This is a genomic window from Vibrio agarilyticus (genome assembly GCF_012641465.1).
GTDB classification, from domain to species: Bacteria; Pseudomonadota; Gammaproteobacteria; order Enterobacterales; family Vibrionaceae; genus Vibrio; species Vibrio agarilyticus.
The window spans coordinates 1-17,650 of sequence record NZ_JABAIK010000001.1 but is presented as its reverse complement, the minus strand read 5'-3'; the positions used below and the strand labels follow the sequence as shown (position 1 = coordinate 17,650).

General features: G+C 45.7%; 16 protein-coding genes, 1 tRNA gene and 1 pseudogene. 15 read left to right on the top strand and 3 right to left on the bottom strand.

The annotated features are described in order from the left end of the window. Positions 1-56 precede the first annotated feature (56 nt). The 13 genes from cydA to HGP28_RS00030 all read left to right on the top strand — a co-directional run bounded on the left by cydA (position 57) and on the right by HGP28_RS00030 (position 11,770). Entirely contained in the window at positions 57-1,643 is a 1,587-nt protein-coding gene (gene cydA, locus HGP28_RS00090) for a cytochrome ubiquinol oxidase subunit I (protein WP_168834401.1), read from the top strand. Between the two features lie 16 nt (positions 1,644-1,659). Continuing rightward, on the top strand, positions 1,660-2,796 hold the full coding sequence (gene cydB, locus HGP28_RS00085) for a cytochrome d ubiquinol oxidase subunit II (protein WP_168834400.1): 1,137 nt from the start codon (positions 1,660-1,662) through the stop codon (positions 2,794-2,796). Between the two features lie 24 nt (positions 2,797-2,820). Continuing rightward, the gene (gene cydX, locus HGP28_RS00080; protein WP_061781641.1) at positions 2,821-2,928 is read left to right on the top strand and encodes a cytochrome bd-I oxidase subunit CydX; all 108 of its coding nucleotides are present in this window, start codon (positions 2,821-2,823) and stop codon (positions 2,926-2,928) included. A 13-nt stretch (positions 2,929-2,941) separates the two neighbouring features. Next, positions 2,942-3,223: a cyd operon protein YbgE gene (ybgE, locus tag HGP28_RS00075; protein WP_211091841.1), complete on the top strand. Its 282-nt coding sequence runs from the start codon at positions 2,942-2,944 to the stop codon at positions 3,221-3,223. 443 nt (positions 3,224-3,666) lie between these two features. After that, positions 3,667-4,086, top strand: a complete 420-nt coding sequence (ybgC, locus tag HGP28_RS00070; protein WP_168834398.1) for a tol-pal system-associated acyl-CoA thioesterase — start codon at positions 3,667-3,669, stop codon at positions 4,084-4,086. Further along, positions 4,076-4,759: a protein TolQ gene (tolQ, locus tag HGP28_RS00065; RefSeq protein WP_168834397.1), complete on the top strand. Its 684-nt coding sequence runs from the start codon at positions 4,076-4,078 to the stop codon at positions 4,757-4,759. The genes ybgC and tolQ overlap by 11 nt, the downstream gene beginning before the upstream one ends. A gap of 3 nt (positions 4,760-4,762) precedes the next feature. Next, positions 4,763-5,191, top strand: a complete 429-nt coding sequence (locus tag HGP28_RS00060) for an ExbD/TolR family protein (protein ID WP_168834396.1) — start codon at positions 4,763-4,765, stop codon at positions 5,189-5,191. A 5-nt stretch (positions 5,192-5,196) separates the two neighbouring features. Beyond that, positions 5,197-6,306, top strand: a complete 1,110-nt coding sequence (tolA, locus tag HGP28_RS00055) for a cell envelope integrity protein TolA (RefSeq protein ID WP_168834395.1) — start codon at positions 5,197-5,199, stop codon at positions 6,304-6,306. 17 nt (positions 6,307-6,323) lie between these two features. Then, positions 6,324-7,670 carry a Tol-Pal system beta propeller repeat protein TolB gene (gene tolB, locus HGP28_RS00050; protein ID WP_168834394.1) on the top strand — a complete coding sequence of 449 codons (1,347 nt, stop codon included), beginning with the start codon at positions 6,324-6,326 and terminating at the stop codon, positions 7,668-7,670. A 36-nt stretch (positions 7,671-7,706) separates the two neighbouring features. After that, positions 7,707-8,252, top strand: a complete 546-nt coding sequence (gene pal / locus HGP28_RS00045; protein WP_168834393.1) for a peptidoglycan-associated lipoprotein Pal — start codon at positions 7,707-7,709, stop codon at positions 8,250-8,252. A gap of 15 nt (positions 8,253-8,267) precedes the next feature. Beyond that, positions 8,268-9,071, top strand: coding sequence for a tol-pal system protein YbgF (gene ybgF, locus HGP28_RS00040; RefSeq protein WP_168834392.1), 804 nt, complete (start codon positions 8,268-8,270; stop codon positions 9,069-9,071). A 478-nt stretch (positions 9,072-9,549) separates the two neighbouring features. Beyond that, positions 9,550-10,611 (top strand): quinolinate synthase NadA, encoded by a 1,062-nt coding sequence (gene nadA / locus HGP28_RS00035; RefSeq protein ID WP_168834391.1) that lies wholly within the window; start codon positions 9,550-9,552, stop codon positions 10,609-10,611. A 115-nt stretch (positions 10,612-10,726) separates the two neighbouring features. Further along, a complete protein-coding gene (locus HGP28_RS00030; protein ID WP_168834390.1) occupies positions 10,727-11,770 on the top strand; it encodes an ion channel in 1,044 nt (347 codons plus the stop codon). A 137-nt stretch (positions 11,771-11,907) separates the two neighbouring features. Here HGP28_RS00030 and HGP28_RS00025 read toward each other — a convergent pair whose 3' ends face one another. Then, a complete protein-coding gene (locus tag HGP28_RS00025) occupies positions 11,908-12,477 on the bottom strand; it encodes a UPF0149 family protein (RefSeq protein ID WP_168834389.1) in 570 nt (189 codons plus the stop codon). Positions 12,478-12,775: 298 nt separating this feature from the next. Here HGP28_RS00025 and HGP28_RS00020 point away from each other — a divergent pair. Next, positions 12,776-12,863: transfer RNA gene (locus tag HGP28_RS00020), tRNA-Ser, on the top strand. 325 nt (positions 12,864-13,188) lie between these two features. After that, positions 13,189-14,426: pseudogene (locus tag HGP28_RS00015) on the top strand (tyrosine-type recombinase/integrase). Positions 14,427-14,501: 75 nt separating this feature from the next. Here the strand turns inward: HGP28_RS00015 and HGP28_RS00010 are convergent. Continuing rightward, positions 14,502-15,224 carry an NYN domain-containing protein gene (locus HGP28_RS00010; protein WP_005483631.1) on the bottom strand — a complete coding sequence of 241 codons (723 nt, stop codon included), beginning with the start codon at positions 15,222-15,224 and terminating at the stop codon, positions 14,502-14,504. A 69-nt stretch (positions 15,225-15,293) separates the two neighbouring features. Next, complete coding sequence (locus HGP28_RS00005; protein WP_168834388.1) at positions 15,294-17,165, bottom strand: hypothetical protein; 1,872 nt, start codon at positions 17,163-17,165, stop codon at positions 15,294-15,296. Between the last annotated feature and the right edge of the window lie 485 nt (positions 17,166-17,650).

The window sequence follows — 17,650 nt, the reverse complement described above, 5'->3', positions numbered from 1 at the left end:
ATTGCCGTGTTGTGAAATGGATAAAGTGTCATTCAGCTGACACAAGAGGAGTTACCATGATTGATATAGTTGATCTATCGCGCTTACAGTTTGCACTTACCGCGATGTATCACTTCCTATTTGTACCTCTCACTCTCGGCATGGCGTTCTTACTCGCCATTATGGAGTCGATGTATGTAATGACGAATAAGCAGATCTATAAGGACATGACAAAGTTCTGGGGTAAGCTTTTTGGTATTAACTTTGCCCTAGGCGTTGCAACGGGTCTGACCATGGAATTCCAATTTGGAACTAACTGGTCGTATTACTCCCATTATGTCGGCGACATCTTTGGTGCCCCACTTGCCATTGAAGCACTGGTTGCTTTCTTCCTTGAGTCGACTTTCGTCGGTCTGTTCTTTTTCGGTTGGGATCGCCTCTCTAAACGTCAGCACCTTGCTGTGACTTGGTTGGTTGCTTTAGGTTCAAACTTCTCTGCATTGTGGATTTTGGTGGCAAACGGTTGGATGCAGCATCCTATTGGCGCTGAATTTAATTTTGAAACCATGCGTATGGAAATGGTCAGCTTTTCCGAGGTGGTGCTCAGCCCTGTTGCGCAAGTTAAGTTTGTTCACACTGTCGCCTCAGGCTACACCGCAGGCGCGATGTTCATTTTAAGCATCAGTGCTTACTATCTGCTAAAAGGGCGCGATATCGCCTTTGCTCGCCGCTCATTCGCCATTGCCGCCTCATTCGGTATGGCCGCAATTTTGTCGACCATCGTACTGGGCGACGAATCGGGCTATGAATTGGGTGAAGTGCAGAAAGTGAAGCTTGCTGCAATTGAGGCCGAGTGGCACACCGAGCCAGCACCTGCCGCGTTTACTTTGTTCGGTTTGCCGAATCAAGAAACGATGGAAACCGATTACGCGATTAAGATCCCATATCTGATGGGTATCATTGCGACGCGTTCGTTCGATGAGCAAGTGACGGGGTTGCGTGAGCTACGAGAAGAGCATGTCGAGCGCATTCGCACGGGTATGTACGCATACGAGTTGCTCGAAAAGCTGCGTGCAGGTGATAGAAGTGTTGAGAACCTTGCCTCGTTTGATGAAGTCAAAGGGGATCTTGGTTACGGCTTATTGCTCAAGCGTTATACCGACAATGTGGTAGATGCGAGCGAAGAGCAAATTCAGCTCGCTGCAGATGACTCGATTCCAACGGTTTGGCCTCTGTTTTGGTCATTCCGCATCATGGTAGCGTGTGGCTTCATCATGTTGTTTGTCTTTGGCGCGGCTTTCGTACAGACCTGTCGTCAAAAAATCGAGCAAAAGCCTTGGATTCTTAAAGTCGCGCTTTGGAGTCTGCCACTGCCTTGGATTGCGATTGAAGCGGGATGGTTTGTTGCAGAATATGGACGCCAACCATGGGCGGTTGGTGAAATCCTTCCGGTGCATGTTGCTGCTTCAGCGTTAACCAGAGCGGAACTTTGGACCTCACTGATTGCCATCATTGCGCTATACACTGTGTTCTTGATTGTTGAAGTGTATCTCATGGTTAAATTTGCTCGTAAAGGGCCAAGTAGTCTCAAAACCGGCCGTTATCACTTTGAACAAGACAGCGACTCTGTAGCCGACAGAGTAGGCCGCCAAGTCGAAGCGTAAGATAAGGAGAAAAACAATGTTTGATTACGAAATCTTGCGATTCATCTGGTGGGTCCTGATTGGTGTTCTATTAGTGGGCTTTGCCATTACGGATGGCTTTGACATGGGCGTGGGGGCATTAGTCCCTGTGATTGGTAAAACCGATACGCAGCGACGCGTGATGATTAACTCAATCGCGCCTCACTGGGACGGAAACCAAGTTTGGCTTATCACGGCCGGTGGCGCGCTCTTTGCTGCATGGCCTTTGGTCTATGCAACCTCATTTTCGGGTTTTTATCTGGCGATGATTGTGACGTTAGCAGCACTATGGCTTCGTCCAATTGGATTGGATTATCGTTCAAAAATTGAAGATCCAAAATGGCGTCAAACGTGGGACATCTGCATCTCAATCAGCGGGTTTGTACCCCCTATCATCTTTGGTGTTGCCTTTGGTAACTTGCTGCAAGGGGTACCATTCCAGTTAAGTGACTTCATGATGCCGACCTATCACGGGTCATTCTTTGGTCTTCTTAACCCATTTGCACTACTTTGTGGCTTGGTCAGTCTGTTTATGATCTTGATGCAAGGGGCCACTTGGTTACAGATGAAAACCACAGGTGACGTACATGCTCGAGCGCGTTTAGTGGCTCAGTTGATGGGGCTACTCACCGCAGCGGCATTTGTTGCAGCCGGTTTTTGGATTCAATCGATGGAAGGCTATGTTGTTGTCGGCACCTTGGACTACGCCGCAGCATCCAATCCGCTGAATAAAGAAGTGGTTCGTGAGGCGGGTGCGTGGATGAACAATTTTGAGCAATATCCACTGCTCTGGGCTGCACCTGTATTGGGTACGCTCATGCCGCTACTTGCTGTCGTTGCATCGCGTGTAGAAAAAGGCGCGATTGCATTTTTGACCTCAAGTCTGGGTAATGCTGGTGTGATTTTCACGGCAGGTTTCGCGATGTTCCCCTTCATCATGCCGTCGAACTTGGCACCAAGCCACAGTTTAACCATGTGGGATTCAACGTCATCGGAACTAACGTTAAATCTGATGACCGGAGTAGCCTTTGTTATGGTGCCTATTATTTTAGGTTACACCTCTTGGACCTACTATAAAATGTTCGGGCGTCTTGATGATAAGTTCATTGAAGACAACAAAAACTCACTTTACTAACTCATTAGACGAAGGAGCATTCATATGTGGTATTTCGCCTGGATTTTGGGTGTATTGCTGGCTTGCGCATTTGGTATCATCAATGCGCTGTGGCTTGAGCACTCAGAAATGATGGACCAAGACAGTGAGTAGCTTGTCTCAGCGAATGTCGGCATGGCACCGACCCATGGATAAGGTTGCACTGCGCATCTTAACCTTGGTGTTGGGACTGTGTCATGTTGGATTATTGATGTGGGAGCCGCAAGCGTACGCAGCCGCGATTGGTGGGTTTAATGCGTTTATCGCTCCGGCTCTTATTTGGGCGGTCTGTTCAGCGATGGTTTATGGTGTTGGTTTTAACCCCAAAGCTTGGTATTGGCAATTGCTCTTTAGTCCTTATATTTCGCTACCGATATTACTCTATTTAACGTTGCGTTATGTGATATAAACGCACGTCTGCGAGAAACGAAAGCCAGTGCCTGTGTCGCTGGCTTTTTTGTTTTTTTCGCTCATTGACTTTGGTAAATCGACCTCAAAAACAGAAAAAAGCATTTGAAGGAATTAGGGTCTGTTGACCTTTCGAGGTTAAATTTTGTTCGCGCAAAAATCGTTTTAGGCGCGACAAGGCGTTTGCCGCTTAGCCATTCTAAGTAAAGACGTCTTAACAAAGCATAAAACGATTTTAGCCGAACCCTTCGGGCAGCCGTTGTGCTTCATTTCTATTGCGTTGTCGGCTTTTCATGTAGGTTGACTACACATCAAAGACTCTGTCTTGTAGACATCTCCCACAAACGGCTGCAAAAATCAGCACGAAAGGTCAACAGACCCTAACCAATCGCGCTCAGTTAGGTTATAGTGGGCGTTGAGTTTAATTCGTTCATCGGAATTCCCGTGTCTAGCGTTTCTGCCAATCATATATGGCCCATCACTGTGTATTTTGAAGATACAGATGCAGGTGGTGTGGTTTATCATGCCAATTATTTGAAGTTTTTTGAGCGCGCTCGTACAGAAATGCTGCGTGACATTGGTGTAGGTCAATGCGAGCTATTGTCACGACAGATTGGGTTTGTTGTCCGTCATATGGATATTGATTTTATTCAAAGTGCGCGCCTTGACGATAAATTAACAGTGACAACGAAACTCATTGAACTAAAACGAGTCTCTATGGTCTTCTGTCAAGAGTTAGTCAATGATGCAGGCAAGCCGTTGTGTAAAGCACAAGTTCAGGTAGCATGTATTGATAATTCTCGAATGAAGCCTATTGCTATCCCGCCTTTTATTATTTCGGAGCTAACAAAGAGTGTCTGCTGATCTTTCGTTCATTGAACTGTTTTTGCAAGCCAGCTTACTGGTGAAAATCGTTATGCTTATTTTATTGGGAATGTCAGTTGCCTCATGGGCGATGATCATTCAGCGCAGCAGCGCGTTAAAACAAGCAGAGCGTGAGGCCGAAGTTTTTGAAGACAAATTTTGGTCCGGTGCCGATTTAGGTCAACTTTATCAGCAAGTGAAATCACGCAAAGACGATCTTATGGGGTCGGAAGAAATATTTTATGCCGGTTTTACCGAATTTGCCCGTTTGCGTAAACATCACGCTAATTCACCCGACTACGTGATGGAAGGCACAGGCCGAGCTATGCGAGTCGCAGTCTCTCGAGAAGTGGAAGATCTAGAAACCAGTTTGCCATTTTTGGCGACGGTTGGCTCTATCACGCCCTACATCGGTCTATTTGGTACTGTCTGGGGGATTATGCACGCCTTTACAGCGCTTGGTGAGGTGAAACAAGCCACACTTTCCATGGTTGCGCCGGGGATTGCCGAAGCTTTGATTGCCACTGCAATGGGCCTATTTGCGGCGATTCCTGCGGTAATGGCGTACAACCGACTCAGCACGAAAGTGAGTCGTCTTGAAAGCAACTACGCGACATTTTCAGAAGAGTTTCACAGTATTTTGCACCGCCAAGCAATGGCCGGCAAGGACTAAACCATGTCAGGGTATCAACTTAAAAAGCGCAAACTAACGGCCGAGATCAACGTTGTCCCTTATATCGATGTGATGCTGGTGCTGTTGATTATTTTCATGGCGACCGCACCGTTTGTATCGCAAGGTGTTGATGTTGAATTGCCAACAGCCAGTACCGCGGAGCCAACAGGCGGCGAGAGCAGCGCCTTTGTGGTGGTTGAAGTCGATAAAAATGGTGGTTTAGGGCTTAGCGCCAATGGCGAAGAGGTTCAGCGCGGTTTAAGTTTGCAAGATATTATTGTTCGAGTGCGCGCAGAACGCTCATTAAAGCCGGACGTTCAAGTTGCTGTTGGTGGTGATGCAGCGACACCATACGCAGAAATTGTGTTGGTCTTAGATGGGTTAAGCCAAGCAGGGATTGCCCAAGTGGGGCTTCTCACGGACGTTGAGTAGTGGTCATGAAAGAGAGAAGAGAGCGGCAAAACCATTTTGGTGGCCCGATATTCGTATCGATATTGTTGCACGCCGCGTTGGCAGCAGCCCTGCTTTGGGGCGTAGAATTTACCATGTCTGATCCTAAACCAAGTGGTCCGATTGTTCAGGCCGTGGTGATAGACCCACAGATTGTCGAACAACAAGCAAGGCAAATTCGCGAGCAGCGTGAGCGAGCGGCGAAACTTGAACAGCAGCGGTTAGATAAGCTTCGTCGTGAAGCGGATCAGCTTGAAAAAAATCGCCGAGCAGAAGAAGAGCGGATTCGTAAGTTAAAAGAGCAGCAGGCTCGTGACGCCAAAGCGGCGCGTGAAGCTGAGGCTGCCTTGAAGAAGCAGCAACAAGAGCAAAAAGCGGCAGAAGCACGAGCGGCAAAAGAGCAGCAGCGAATTGCCGAGCTAGAAGCGCAGCGTAAAGCCCAAGAAGATGCATTACGTAAGGCAGAAGCCGCACGTAAAGCGAAAGAGGCCGAGGCCGCTAAGGCAGAGCAAGCCCGTATAGCCAAACAAGCGGCGGCCGAAAAGGCTGAGAAAGAACGCATTGCGCGCGAGAAAGCGGCGGCAGAAGCCAAAGAGAAAGCACGCAAAGAACGCGAAGCGGCAGAAAAGGCAGAGCAAGAACGTATCGCCAAAGAAAAAGCGGCAAAAGCGGCGGCGGAAAAAGCGCGTAAAGAGAAAGCACGCTTAGAGCAGCTAGAGCGAGAGCGTAAAGAACAAGAAGCGGCGCTTGATGATATTTTCTCCGGCTTGGAAACAGAAAGCAGTCAAAATAGTGCAGCGCAGCAGCGCTATATTGATGACGAAATTGGTCGTTTCAGTGCAATTTATACTCAAATGATCCAAAGTAAATTATTGAAAGACGAATATCTGCTTGGAAAGTCGTGTGTTGTTAATATTCAATTACTGCCCACGGGCTCAGATATGATGTTAAAAAATGTCGCCGTGGTGAGCGGCGACGCGCGTGTTTGCGCAGCAACAAAAAGTGCAGTGACGCAAGTGGGAAGCTTTCCCATGTCTAAAGAGGCCTCTGTCAACGACAAGCTGCGCAACATTAACCTGACGGTTCAATTAGATTAATAGGGAATAGCGAACGAATGACACGTTTTTTTATCGCCATATTGCTGGCTGTAACTAGCGTTTGCCAAACGGCAAATGCCGCGCTCGAACTCATCATTACTGACGGCATCGACAGTGCTCGTCCAATCGCTATCGTGCCATTTCAGTGGCAGGGCGAAGGCTCACTGCCAGTCGATATTTCTGCGGTGATTGCATCGGATCTACAGCGCAGCGGCAAATTCAGCCCCGTTGCGACCAGTAAAATGCCGCAGACTCCTTACAATGACAGTGAAATTGATTTCGATGCGTGGACCGCACTTGGCGTTGACGCACTGCTGACCGGAACCATTACTCAAGATGCCGCCGGAAATTACAAAGTTGATTATCAATTGGTGGACGTGGTTCGTGGACAATTGACTGGCGGTGAAAGTCGCGCGTTGTCTGATGGCGAACTTGTCTTGTCAAAAGATCACGTGTTATTTCGCAAAGTGGCAACCTACCCATCGAATCGCCTGCGTGAATACGCTCACCGAATCTCAGATTTAGTTTATGAGCAGCTTACTGGGGAGCGCGGCGCATTTTTAACTCGTATCGCTTATGTGGTTGTGAACGATAAAGACCAATACCCCTATCAGCTGCGCGTTGCAGATTATGACGGCTTTAATGAGCGCCTTGTTTTACGTTCAAAACAGCCGTTGATGTCGCCATCATGGTCGCCAGACGGAAAAAAATTGGCTTATGTCAGCTTTCAAAATGGCCAAGCTGAAATCTTTGTAATGAATATTTACACGGGAGAGCGCGAAAAATTGACCTCTTTCCCTCGGCATAACGGCGCGCCTGTCTTCTCGCCCGATGGCAATACACTTGCCTTGGTTTTATCGAAGACGGGCAGTTTGCATGTTTATACATTGGATCTGAATACACGAAAGCTGACCCAAATAACGCGGGGTAGATCAAATAATACGGAGCCTTTTTGGCATCCTGACAGTAATTCCCTCATATTTACTTCGGATCGGGGTGGTAAACCTCAGATTTATAGAGTAAATTTGAGCGATGGTGCGACCAGTCGTCTTACTTGGCAAGGGAGCCAAAATCTTGGAGGTCAAATTACCCCAGATGGCCGTTTCCTTGTCATGGTGAATCAAAGTGGCTCGGGATTCAATCTAGCGAAACAAGATTTGGAAACGGGCGCGGTCCAAGTATTGACCAAAACTTTGCTGGATGAATCACCAAGCATTGCACCCAATGGGGGAATGGTTATTTACAGCTCCATTTACAATAAGAAAAACGTGCTTTCCATGGTATCGATAGATGGCCGATTCAAGGCAAGATTACCGGAAACAAATGGGCGAGTTCGCGCTCCAGCATGGTCGCCGTTTTTATAGCAACTCTCTCAGTTTGATAATGAAAGGAAAACTAAGATGCAACTTAACAAAGTTCTTAAAGGGCTACTGATCGCACTTCCTGTTATGGCTGTAACAGCGTGTAGTTCTAGTGATGATGCAGCGTCAAACGCAGGCGCTTCTGAAACCACTAACCAATCAACTGCAGGTTCAGCAAACACAACTGACACTACCGTTGTTACCCCAATGGATCAAAATGCTCAGTTGACTGAACAAGAGTTAAAAGAGCAAGCGCTTCGCGAATCTCAAACTATTTTCTTCGCGTTTGACAATGCATCAATCTCTTCAGATTACGAAGAAATGCTAGCTGCACATGCAAAATATCTAAGCCAAAATCCGGCACTGAATGTGACGGTAGAAGGCCATGCGGATGAGCGCGGTACGCCAGAGTACAACATCGCACTAGGCGAGCGTCGTGCACAAGCAGTTGCAAAATATCTAGAAGCTTTGGGTGTTCAAGCTGATCAAATCTCTATTGTGAGCTTTGGTGAAGAAAAACCACTGATGCTTGGTCAGTCAGAGAATGTTTACGCGAAAAACCGTCGTGCGGTTCTAGTATACTAATTAAGGCCATTCCTTATGTTCAGTAACATTACGCGTATCGCTACTGCAATGTTACTGGCCAGTGCAGCAAGCCCAGTGTTTGCTGCACCAGCTCCAGTATCTGATCTTAGTGAAGCCGCACTTCCCGTAAGCACCGCTGTTGCGAGTGTCGCCTCGAGCGTTCCAGAAAGCGATGTTCAACGTCTTGAGCGTTTACTGCAAAATCGTAATCGAGTTCAGTTGCAAATGCAGCAACAGATCGATCAAATGTCACTTGAAATTAGTGAACTTCGTGGTGAACTCGAACGCAATAGTTATGAAATGAAACAAATGCTTGAGCGTCAGCGAGAATTGTTCGTTGAACTTGACAGAGTGCGTGGGGAAGTCAAATCGGCTGCGTCAACACCAGCTGCGAGTGTTAGCGAGCCAAGCGAGCAAGCGTCGACGGAAACTGGCACATTCAGCAGTAATGTGGATGAACAGCAGGCGTATCAAAATGCGGTTGATTTGATCTTGAAAAAACGTGATTACACCGGCGCAATCACAGCATTTAAGCAATTTCAAACCAACTTCCCTGATTCAACCTACTCAGCGAATGCGCACTATTGGCTCGGCCAGCTCTATTTTGCTAAGAAGCAAGATAAAGATGCAGTCAGCAGTTTTGCCGCTGTTGTCGCGTATCCTGAATCGAATAAACGGGCGGATGCCTTATTAAAACTGGGTGATATTGCTGCGCGTAATAATAACGCTGCGCAAGCACAAAAATATTATCAGCAGGTTGTTGCTGAATATCCTGGTAGCGCTTCAGCCAATCTGGCGCAGTCAAAACTGGCGCAATAGAGCAATGTACGCAATAAAAAGGAAGCAAGTGCTTCCTTTTTTTATGCGGCAATAACAGAGCGCTATCACTGTTTCTGAATGCTTACTTTGCATACGTTTATACCCAAGTAACCTCAAGATGCGAGGTTCAGCGAGAATGACTTGGTTTGTCAGTGAGGCGAGGATTTGAAGATTGAGTGGTTCTCAATCAAAAATCGTCAACAAAGCTGATTAGCCAAGACAGCTAGCCCCTTGGGAGCCAATCACTGAACCGCTTTTTGTTGTAACGAAAGTGCGTTAAACAACTTGAAAATAGACTGGCTATTTCGCTGCGTTGTTTGCCTTGTTCTCTGCTCAGTGAGCCGGCTCTGAATCCAGCATCTTGAAGTCACTTGGGTATATACCCGCGTTACCGCGCTTTAAAGGTCGTGGCGATTGGATTTCAACGGCATCGGCGTTACAATACTCGGATTCATCACTGTCGCGTTAACTTCGAGTCATGAGCCATATTCTAGATAAGATTGATACCGTATACCCATTTCCTCCTAAACCTATTCCGCTAAGCGCTGACGAAAAGCAGCACGCTATTGCGCGAATCAAGCAGTTACTTATTGAAAAAGATGCGGTCCTCATCGCTCACTATTATACCGATCCGGAGATTCAAGCGCTGGCGGAAGCGACGGGCGGTTTTGTCGGTGACTCGTTAGAAATGGCGAAGTTTGGTAACCGCCATGTGGCAAGCACGTTACTGATTGCCGGCGTGCGTTTTATGGGCGAGTCGGCTAAGATCCTAACGCCAGAAAAACGCATTCTGATGCCAACGCTTGAGGCTGAGTGTTCATTGGATTTGGGTTGCCCTGTGGATGAGTTCACCCGATTTTGTGACGCTCACCCAGATCATACTGTGGTCGTGTACGCCAATACGTCGGCCGCTGTGAAAGCGCGCGCAGATTGGGTTGTCACCTCCAGTATTGCGCTAGAAATTGTTGAACATCTTGATGCCCAAGACACTCCAATCATTTGGGGGCCTGATCGTCATTTAGGCTCTTACATCGCCAATAAGACCGGTGCAGATATGCTACTTTGGCAAGGTGAATGTGTGGTGCATGACGAGTTCTCTGCTGATGCGCTACGTAAGATGAAGTCGGTTTACCCAGATGCCGCTATTTTGGTTCACCCTGAGTCACCCGCAAGTGTTGTTGCGCTTGCCGATGCTGTCGGTTCAACAAGTCAGTTGATCAAAGCGGCCAAAGCGCTGCCTCACTCCCAAATGATTGTTGCCACCGATCGCGGCATTTTTTACAAAATGCAGCAATTGGTGCCAGAAAAAGAGTTAATTGAAGCGCCAACTGCGGGTGCAGGCGCGACGTGTCGCAGCTGCGCGCATTGTCCCTGGATGGCGATGAACGGACTCAAAGCGATTGAAGCTGCGCTTGAAACTGGTGGCGAACAGCACGAAATTTTTGTAGATGAAGCCGTGCGCGTTAAATCATTAGTGCCGTTAAATCGCATGTTGGATTTTGCTGAACAATTAAATTTACAGGTAAAAGGCAACGCTTGATCTGCTCTTAGCTCTAATGCATTTAATAACAAAACCAGTCTTTAGGCTGGTTTTGTTATTTTGAGCAAAAATCGGTAAGCTCTTTGATGAGGAGAAAAAAGGAGTAATCAATTTCATGGCATTGTGGGGTTATATTAAGCGATGGGTAAAAGCTCATTTGTTTCAGTTAACCGGACGCGCATTATTCGTTGCCGTGTTAGCGTATTTTATGCTGTCTTGGTTGCTATTGCGCTGGGCTGGCGAAACCGCGCTGACTGACAATTTTTCAACGTTTGTTTATTTTTTAATGGTGACCGCGTCAACGGTGGGATATGGTGATATGTCACCAACCAGTGCTGCAGGCCGTTGGGTTGCGGTATTATTTGTGATTCCGGGTGGTTTGAGCTTATTTGCGGCGTTGCTTGGACAAATCGCCAGTGCCGCGATGGACTACTGGCGAGCGGGTATTTTGGGAAAAAGGAGAGTCAACGTGGACAACCATATTATTTTGCTCGGTTGGAATGAAGGCCGAACCTTACACCTAATTCGAATGTTGCAGCATGAAGAGGCCGGAAAACGTCCTATCGTACTCTGCACGCGGGCTGAGATTGAAAACCCGTTTCCCGGTGAAATTGGTTTTGTACGCGTAACAAGTTACACCGATTCAGAGTCAATGGCGCAAGCTGGTATCGAACGTGCCAGTTGCATTATCGTTGATAATTTATCGGATGATATTACTTTGTCTGCCGCGCTTTATTGCGCTTTTGTGAACAGCTCTGCGCACCTTTTGGCTTATTTTCAAGATGAGGCATTGGGCCAACTGCTAAAACAGCACTGCCCGAAAGCGGAATGCATTCCTGCTGTTGGCGCGGAAATGTTGGCGAAAGCGGCGGTCGATCCGGGCTCTAGCGCGCTGCACCAAGAGCTTTTGGCATCGACAAAAGGTATGACTCAATATTCTGTGGTTTATCCTGATCAAACTCCAAATACCACTATCGCGAAGTTATTTCATCTTTTCAAAGCGCACCACCACGCCACATTGATTGCAGTAAAGCGAGGAGAGCATATTGAGCTCAACCCTGAGCTTGATATCGAAGTGAGTGCAGGAATGAAGTTATTCTATATTGCCGATGAGCGTGTCGAGCCGATTGATTGGCAAAAACTTGAGACGATTGATTAGCACTTAGCGACTTGATAGCTAATTTATATCCAAATAACTCGCGCTGCAATTTTAAGAGGGAAGGGTATAGAGCGTGTCGATTTAATAGCAACCAACACGCTTAGGAGGCGAAATTATGACTGAGCTATGTTTTGGGTTTACATTGCTTCTGCAAGCGTGACGCCGCGCTGTGTTAGGCCACACAGCATCATTGGCATCGCATTGAAAATCTCTTCAAATTGCTCTAAGCCCTCAAACCCTTGCTCTGCGAGCGTCGTGATGGTGGTTTCAGGATCATACAGCATGCTTACAGAAAGAAGCACGCCACCAAGTAGCGCATTTTCTTGACTCTCTTCGGGCATAAGCGTTTCCCAATCATCGCGCGCGAGCTGCCACCCTTGCAATAACCCTTCACAGAAATCACGAGTGGCTTGATTAACAATCTCTTGCTCATCCATTTGGCACATTTCGGGCCATTCCCACACGCCATCCAATAACGCCGCACGACCCTCGTTCCACACGTTTACAATCACGTCCAAATATTGTTCGAGTTGCTCGCCATCGAGAAATGGCGCCACTTCATCACCACCCCAGAGGTAGGGGAGCCATTCATTTGGCGGTAAGACGGTAGGTGCCGCCGCCATTGAAGTCACAAAACCTAAGGTTTGTGCGTGATTTAATAGTTTATTTTCCAGCTCAGGTAAGCCTAAGATTTCTTGCAAGGTCACGATAAAATCCATCAAATGCAGAGCGCCGGAATGCGAGCGGGCGCAGTAAATCAAAACACCAGTTTAACAAGCAATATGCCTCTGTAAAAGTGTTGCCTTACCCTCATTTATCGGCAGCAAGCGCTATCATGGTTTTGAACGTGTGAAATAACAAACTATCTGCGTGGAAACCCAACAAATTAGCCAAATAGTAGCCAGTTGACTGCGTTAAAAGGGATTTTTAATGATTTAGGGTTGACCCTGCGGCGCTTTAACATTAAATTAGCGCCTCGTTGAGAGGGGAAACCCACAACGCTTCGGTGAGTTGTCCGAGTGGCTGAAGGAGCACGCCTGGAAAGTGTGTATACGGCAACGTATCGAGAGTTCGAATCTCTCACTCACCGCCACATTCATAAAAAAAGACGTCCTAGGACGTCTTTTTTTATGCCTATTATACTTCTAAATCAATAAGTTATCGTCCGATAACGTCCAAAGATGTCCTAGTTCGTTCGCCATTTTGGGGTATGACAAAGTGTATGTTTTAATCTTTCCCGACTTCGGGAATATACCATTTGAACCTGATTTGCTTAGCTCCTATTCAAGTGATTAGGAACTTAGGAATTACATGAGTTACAGCTTTGATTCTCGATAAATCAATAGCTTAGGGTTAAGTGGTATGACGCGAAAAACTTAACTTTTTCTGAGTGTAGCTTAGTCATACCAGGGGGCAATATGTCGCACTTAATACATCGTCTGAAAGACAAGGAAATCGAACAAGCACAGGGCCGAGATCGAATCTATCGTTTACCTGATGGCGGTGGTCTCTATCTACTGGTGAAACCCAACAACCTCAAATACTGGGAGTTTCGTTACACAAAGCCAGGTACAAAAAACAGAACCTTCTTGGGATTGGGTAGCCTAGACATGCTCAATGTTGATGGTGCTCGTGACAAAGCGTTTGAGATGCGCAAACTTCTGAAGGAAGGTATTGACCCTAAATTAGACAGGATCGAGAAGAGGACCCAGATTCAACAAGAGCAAGCTTGTACATTCAAGTCAGTCGCTGATGAATGGGTTAAGACCAAGACGAAACTAAAACCTAAGACCGTCCAAGGTAACTGGAGAAAGCTCGAGCTTTATGCTTTTCCTAAGTTCGGTGAGATCCCGGTTAACTCACTGACGCCAATAATAGTTCAGGAAGCGTTTAGGCCCATTGCTCGTAGAGGCAAGTTGGAGACAGTAAAACGCACCATCCAGTTGGTAAATGAAATCATGCGCTTTGCCATCAATAGCGGATTGATCCAACACAACGTTTTATCTGGAGTTGGAGAAACTTTTGCTTCTCCTGATGTGAAACACATGGCGGCACTTAAACCTGATGAACTAACAGAGTTACTACAGACAGTTGCAACTGCAAATATGCAGCTGGCTACCAAATGTTTAATTGAGTGGCAGCTGCACACCATGACTAGACCAAGTGAAGCAGCTGGTGCTCGCTGGGATGAGATTGACATAGAAAATCGACTCTGGATTATTCCAGACACACGGATGAAAATGAAACGTGAACATCGCATTCCATTGACCGATCAGACTATCGCCATACTGGAGCGCATACATCCAATTAGTGGGCATAGGGTACATGTCTTCCCCTCTATGCGCTTCCCCAAGCGGTCTATTGACTCTGAGACTATAAACAAGGCGTTGGGGCGTATTGGATTCAAAGATCGCACTACCGCGCATGGTATGCGCTCTCTCGCCAGTACGACGTTGAATGAAAGAGGTTTTGACCCGGATATCATTGAGGCTGTTTGGCTCACCAGGATCGAAATGCTATTCGTGCCGCTTACAATCGGACAGATTATCTGGAACGTCGACGAAAAATGATGGAGTGGTGGAGTAGTTATATTGATGATGCAGCAGTAGGTTCATTGTCAGTAACAGGTGCTGTACATTTAAGAGCGATCGGTTGAATTGAATTCATGGTAAATGGCAATTTAGGGCTTAGCTGTAAAGCCCTAAACTGTTTCCATTTTTACTTCTGCTAACTACACGCAGATTTCAGTAATACGATTTTCACCAGTGGGAAGGCTTTCTAGTTTGACGTAGCCTTTTTGCTCCATGTGATTGATGAAATTCATGAAGGTTTTGAATTCCGTATTATTCACTTGAAAACTTGGGTCTAGAGCTTTCATCCTGTCATTAGCAATGGAAACGTTGCTTGGAAGTTTGCTCTGGTTCATATTCCTGACGGCGCTGATAAAAAGCTTATCAAGGTTGCCCACTACAGAAATATCTTTCTTTGGAAGGAAATCTTCGACGAACAATAAGTTGTCGAATGACTTAGCGATAATCGCTCTATCTTTGTCGGATTTTTTGCAGACTAACCATACTTCTCTACCGAACTTTCTCAGTTTATCTGCGATTACAGTAAAGTCAGAATCTGTGGTCATAAAGCAATATCTATCAACTCTCGGGTTATCAAGGTGCAGACTTTCAAAGGCATCCAAGCTGAGTAACAAATCCGCTCTGTTCTTCTCTTTACCAATTTTTGGCGTGTCAATAATATTGAAATTATGCTCTAAGATTTGAGTTTTCAGTGATTTCTTTGCTGTCGCTTGGTTCCCATAAGCCGACTTAATTGTGAATATACAGTTGTACTCGTCGTCAGCGCTGAGGAAAGAATTCATTACTTCTTCAAGCTGAAAGTCGCTAGCAGCTATGTTTTCCATATCAATGTAAACAGCGATATTAAAGTTTTTCTTTTTCATCAAGTTGTGTCCCGGAAATAAATTCATGAAGGGGTTAACTAGGCAGCGACTTACCCACTGCCTTAACTGTTAGTGTTTTTTCAGCTCGTAACAGAGCCTGAAGCCTGTCTTCATGCCTTTGTATTTTCCGGTTGAATCTTGAGGTCCACTTGCCCTCAACACGTAATCGCCCATATAGAACGAAGTGAGGCTAGCTGAGCGGATCTGAACCCCTTCTAGTAGCCACTCACAAAAGAAATTTGAATCAATAAATCGCAATCCGTTCTCTTCGATATTGTGAAGAGGTTTTGGAAAGCGAAGGTGCAAGTTGTCAAAGTCATTTTGAGCCATGTAGGGTGGGTGAGAATCATACTTCTCACCTGATGTGCTGATGAATGTCATGTCACTGTCTTGACCACGTTTTGGTTCTGACCAGTTTTCTCCTCTCAATGACTTGTATTCTGAGTAGCTAAGAATACGAAGAGGAACCCCCGTTTGTTTCTCCAACCAGTTAATGTAGGCTAGGACGTCAAAAAATGTACATGATGCTGGCAGAGTGATATCACTCTCGCTATTGATTGGGGCAAGTGAATCACCTTGACGGTTTTTGCTGTATTCTGCGTTTTCTTTTAGGAAGTTGATCAGGTCACCAATCGTTATGAGTTCGGAGACCATCATTTCTTTTTCATCGATGGATACTTGTTTGAAGCCATCTAGACGAACGTTAGAACTTCTATGCTCTGGGTGATAAACCCCTTTATATTGATAGTACTCACGTAATATGGTCTGAATGCCGGGGTAGTTGGACACCGTGCCACCATTAAGATAGTAGTGCTTTTCTGAGTTATGTCCGTCTAGTTCTCTATTACCTTCATATTCGAAGTAGTACCAACGCTCAAAGCGGTAATCTTCGATGAAGCTTGGAATATCAGCTCGTTTCAAATTGTTCCCAAATAGCTGATGGTTGAACACTTTGCCACGTTGATTTTTGATGACAAAATCATAGTTACCGCGATCATCTGACAAGAAAATCAAATTCTCATTGTAAGGCAGAACATTGACCCAGCCGGCGTTGCCTTCGCCTATGCGTTTAGTTAGTAACAGTTGCAGGTATTTGTCCGAATTTAAATCTCTTTCAACATTTTCAGTTGGAACTGTATTTGGGGCATAAAGCTTTATGTATTCTGACGGTGAAGGAATATCTGTTAAAGAGTTTCCGAGAAGATGGTAAATACTACTAGACCCGTTTCGGTTTTTTAGAAGGATGAGATCTAAAATCTTCACAGAGACCTGTTGGTATCGTTTTTCCCTTTTCTTTGGTTCTGTCTCTTTGTTGTTTAGAAAATCCAAGAAGTTAGGGAGGCCCGTTTGATCCAATAAACGCACTGTAATTTCTGTTGTTACATCGAGTTTAAGCAAATACTGTTGACGGTCAGATAGGTGAGAAATATCAAAATTATCGTCTATTGCTCGCTTGATATGATAATTGCCTAATATAATATCAGACCAGTCACTATCTTCATTGAGAGCGTCGTATAAGTCTTGACTGTGCCAACTAATTGGACCAGAAAAGTCAAAATCATGCCCGGTGAACAGCTTCTTAGGAGTGGGTCCTTCAAAGAAGAATAGTCGTTCAGAAACCTGCTGGTGGCTGAAAGGGAAATACAAATTGTAATCACCGTCTTTCGTGTGCTTGAGAAGATTTTTGCGTTTTCTAAGGTTATGTTTGGCCATAAACGGAAGTAAGCTTCCGTTGTACTCTTTCTCGTAAGCGGCAAATCCACCAGTTATTCCAAGACGTTTAGCAATGGCGTTTAGTTTTGTTGTATGAGTGATTTTTTCACGGTCACGCGATGTTCTTTTCGCAGAGATTTTGAGTTCTGCTGGAGACAGCCCTGTTAAGGGAACAATATGGAATTTCTCTAACGGGATGTATGTAGTTGGGATTGAGTTATTAGTCATTCTAAAACCTTTAAAAATAAGCAAGCCCCATCACAGTTTAGTGACGGCGTACTTCCGGCTATAAGGTCCGAGAATGATGGTTTGATCGTGAGTGGTAGTGTCTTTTTCTTCAACGATGTGAGTGCTTTGTTTTGTAAGAAGTACATTACAAACCGCAGGTAAGCCTCAGCCCTTTGCATATAACCTAAATTGAAATATTGGCTAAGTCAATAGATTGTTCGTGTTAATCTCCATCACTTATTTGTTTTCCAAACTACTCTCCGGAATTGTCACTGTTAGTCGAGTTAGTGCTTTTTATGACTTATAAAACATTAAGTTGCTGCTATTTCTGCTACTAATAGCAACAAATAGCTATAGTTTTTAAGGGCAGAGAGCTACATGATGAAAAGACTTCATCGACTTGATGAAGTAGATTGTAACCCTCCCCATTTTAGTGGCAGTCTAAATTAGAGTTTTTCCTACTTTCATGCTTAGCCAGATATTCC

What these genes read in the sequence shown, in the direction of transcription:
- cydA (WP_168834401.1), top strand. Translation starts at nt 57, where the DNA reads ATGATTGATATAGTTGATCTATCGCGCTTACAGTTTGCACTTACCGCG.
- cydB (WP_168834400.1), top strand. Translation starts at nt 1,660, where the DNA reads ATGTTTGATTACGAAATCTTGCGATTCATCTGGTGGGTCCTGATTGGT.
- cydX (WP_061781641.1), top strand. Translation starts at nt 2,821, where the DNA reads ATGTGGTATTTCGCCTGGATTTTGGGTGTATTGCTGGCTTGCGCATTT.
- ybgE (WP_211091841.1), top strand. Translation starts at nt 2,942, where the DNA reads ATGTCGGCATGGCACCGACCCATGGATAAGGTTGCACTGCGCATCTTA.
- HGP28_RS00060 (WP_168834396.1), top strand. Translation starts at nt 4,763, where the DNA reads ATGTCAGGGTATCAACTTAAAAAGCGCAAACTAACGGCCGAGATCAAC.
- tolA (WP_168834395.1), top strand. Translation starts at nt 5,197, where the DNA reads ATGAAAGAGAGAAGAGAGCGGCAAAACCATTTTGGTGGCCCGATATTC.
- tolB (WP_168834394.1), top strand. Translation starts at nt 6,324, where the DNA reads ATGACACGTTTTTTTATCGCCATATTGCTGGCTGTAACTAGCGTTTGC.
- pal (WP_168834393.1), top strand. Translation starts at nt 7,707, where the DNA reads ATGCAACTTAACAAAGTTCTTAAAGGGCTACTGATCGCACTTCCTGTT.
- ybgF (WP_168834392.1), top strand. Translation starts at nt 8,268, where the DNA reads ATGTTCAGTAACATTACGCGTATCGCTACTGCAATGTTACTGGCCAGT.
- nadA (WP_168834391.1), top strand. Translation starts at nt 9,550, where the DNA reads ATGAGCCATATTCTAGATAAGATTGATACCGTATACCCATTTCCTCCT.
- HGP28_RS00030 (WP_168834390.1), top strand. Translation starts at nt 10,727, where the DNA reads ATGGCATTGTGGGGTTATATTAAGCGATGGGTAAAAGCTCATTTGTTT.
- HGP28_RS00010 (WP_005483631.1), bottom strand. Translation starts at nt 15,224, where the DNA reads ATGAAAAAGAAAAACTTTAATATCGCTGTTTACATTGATATGGAAAAC.
- HGP28_RS00005 (WP_168834388.1), bottom strand. Translation starts at nt 17,165, where the DNA reads ATGACTAATAACTCAATCCCAACTACATACATCCCGTTAGAGAAATTC.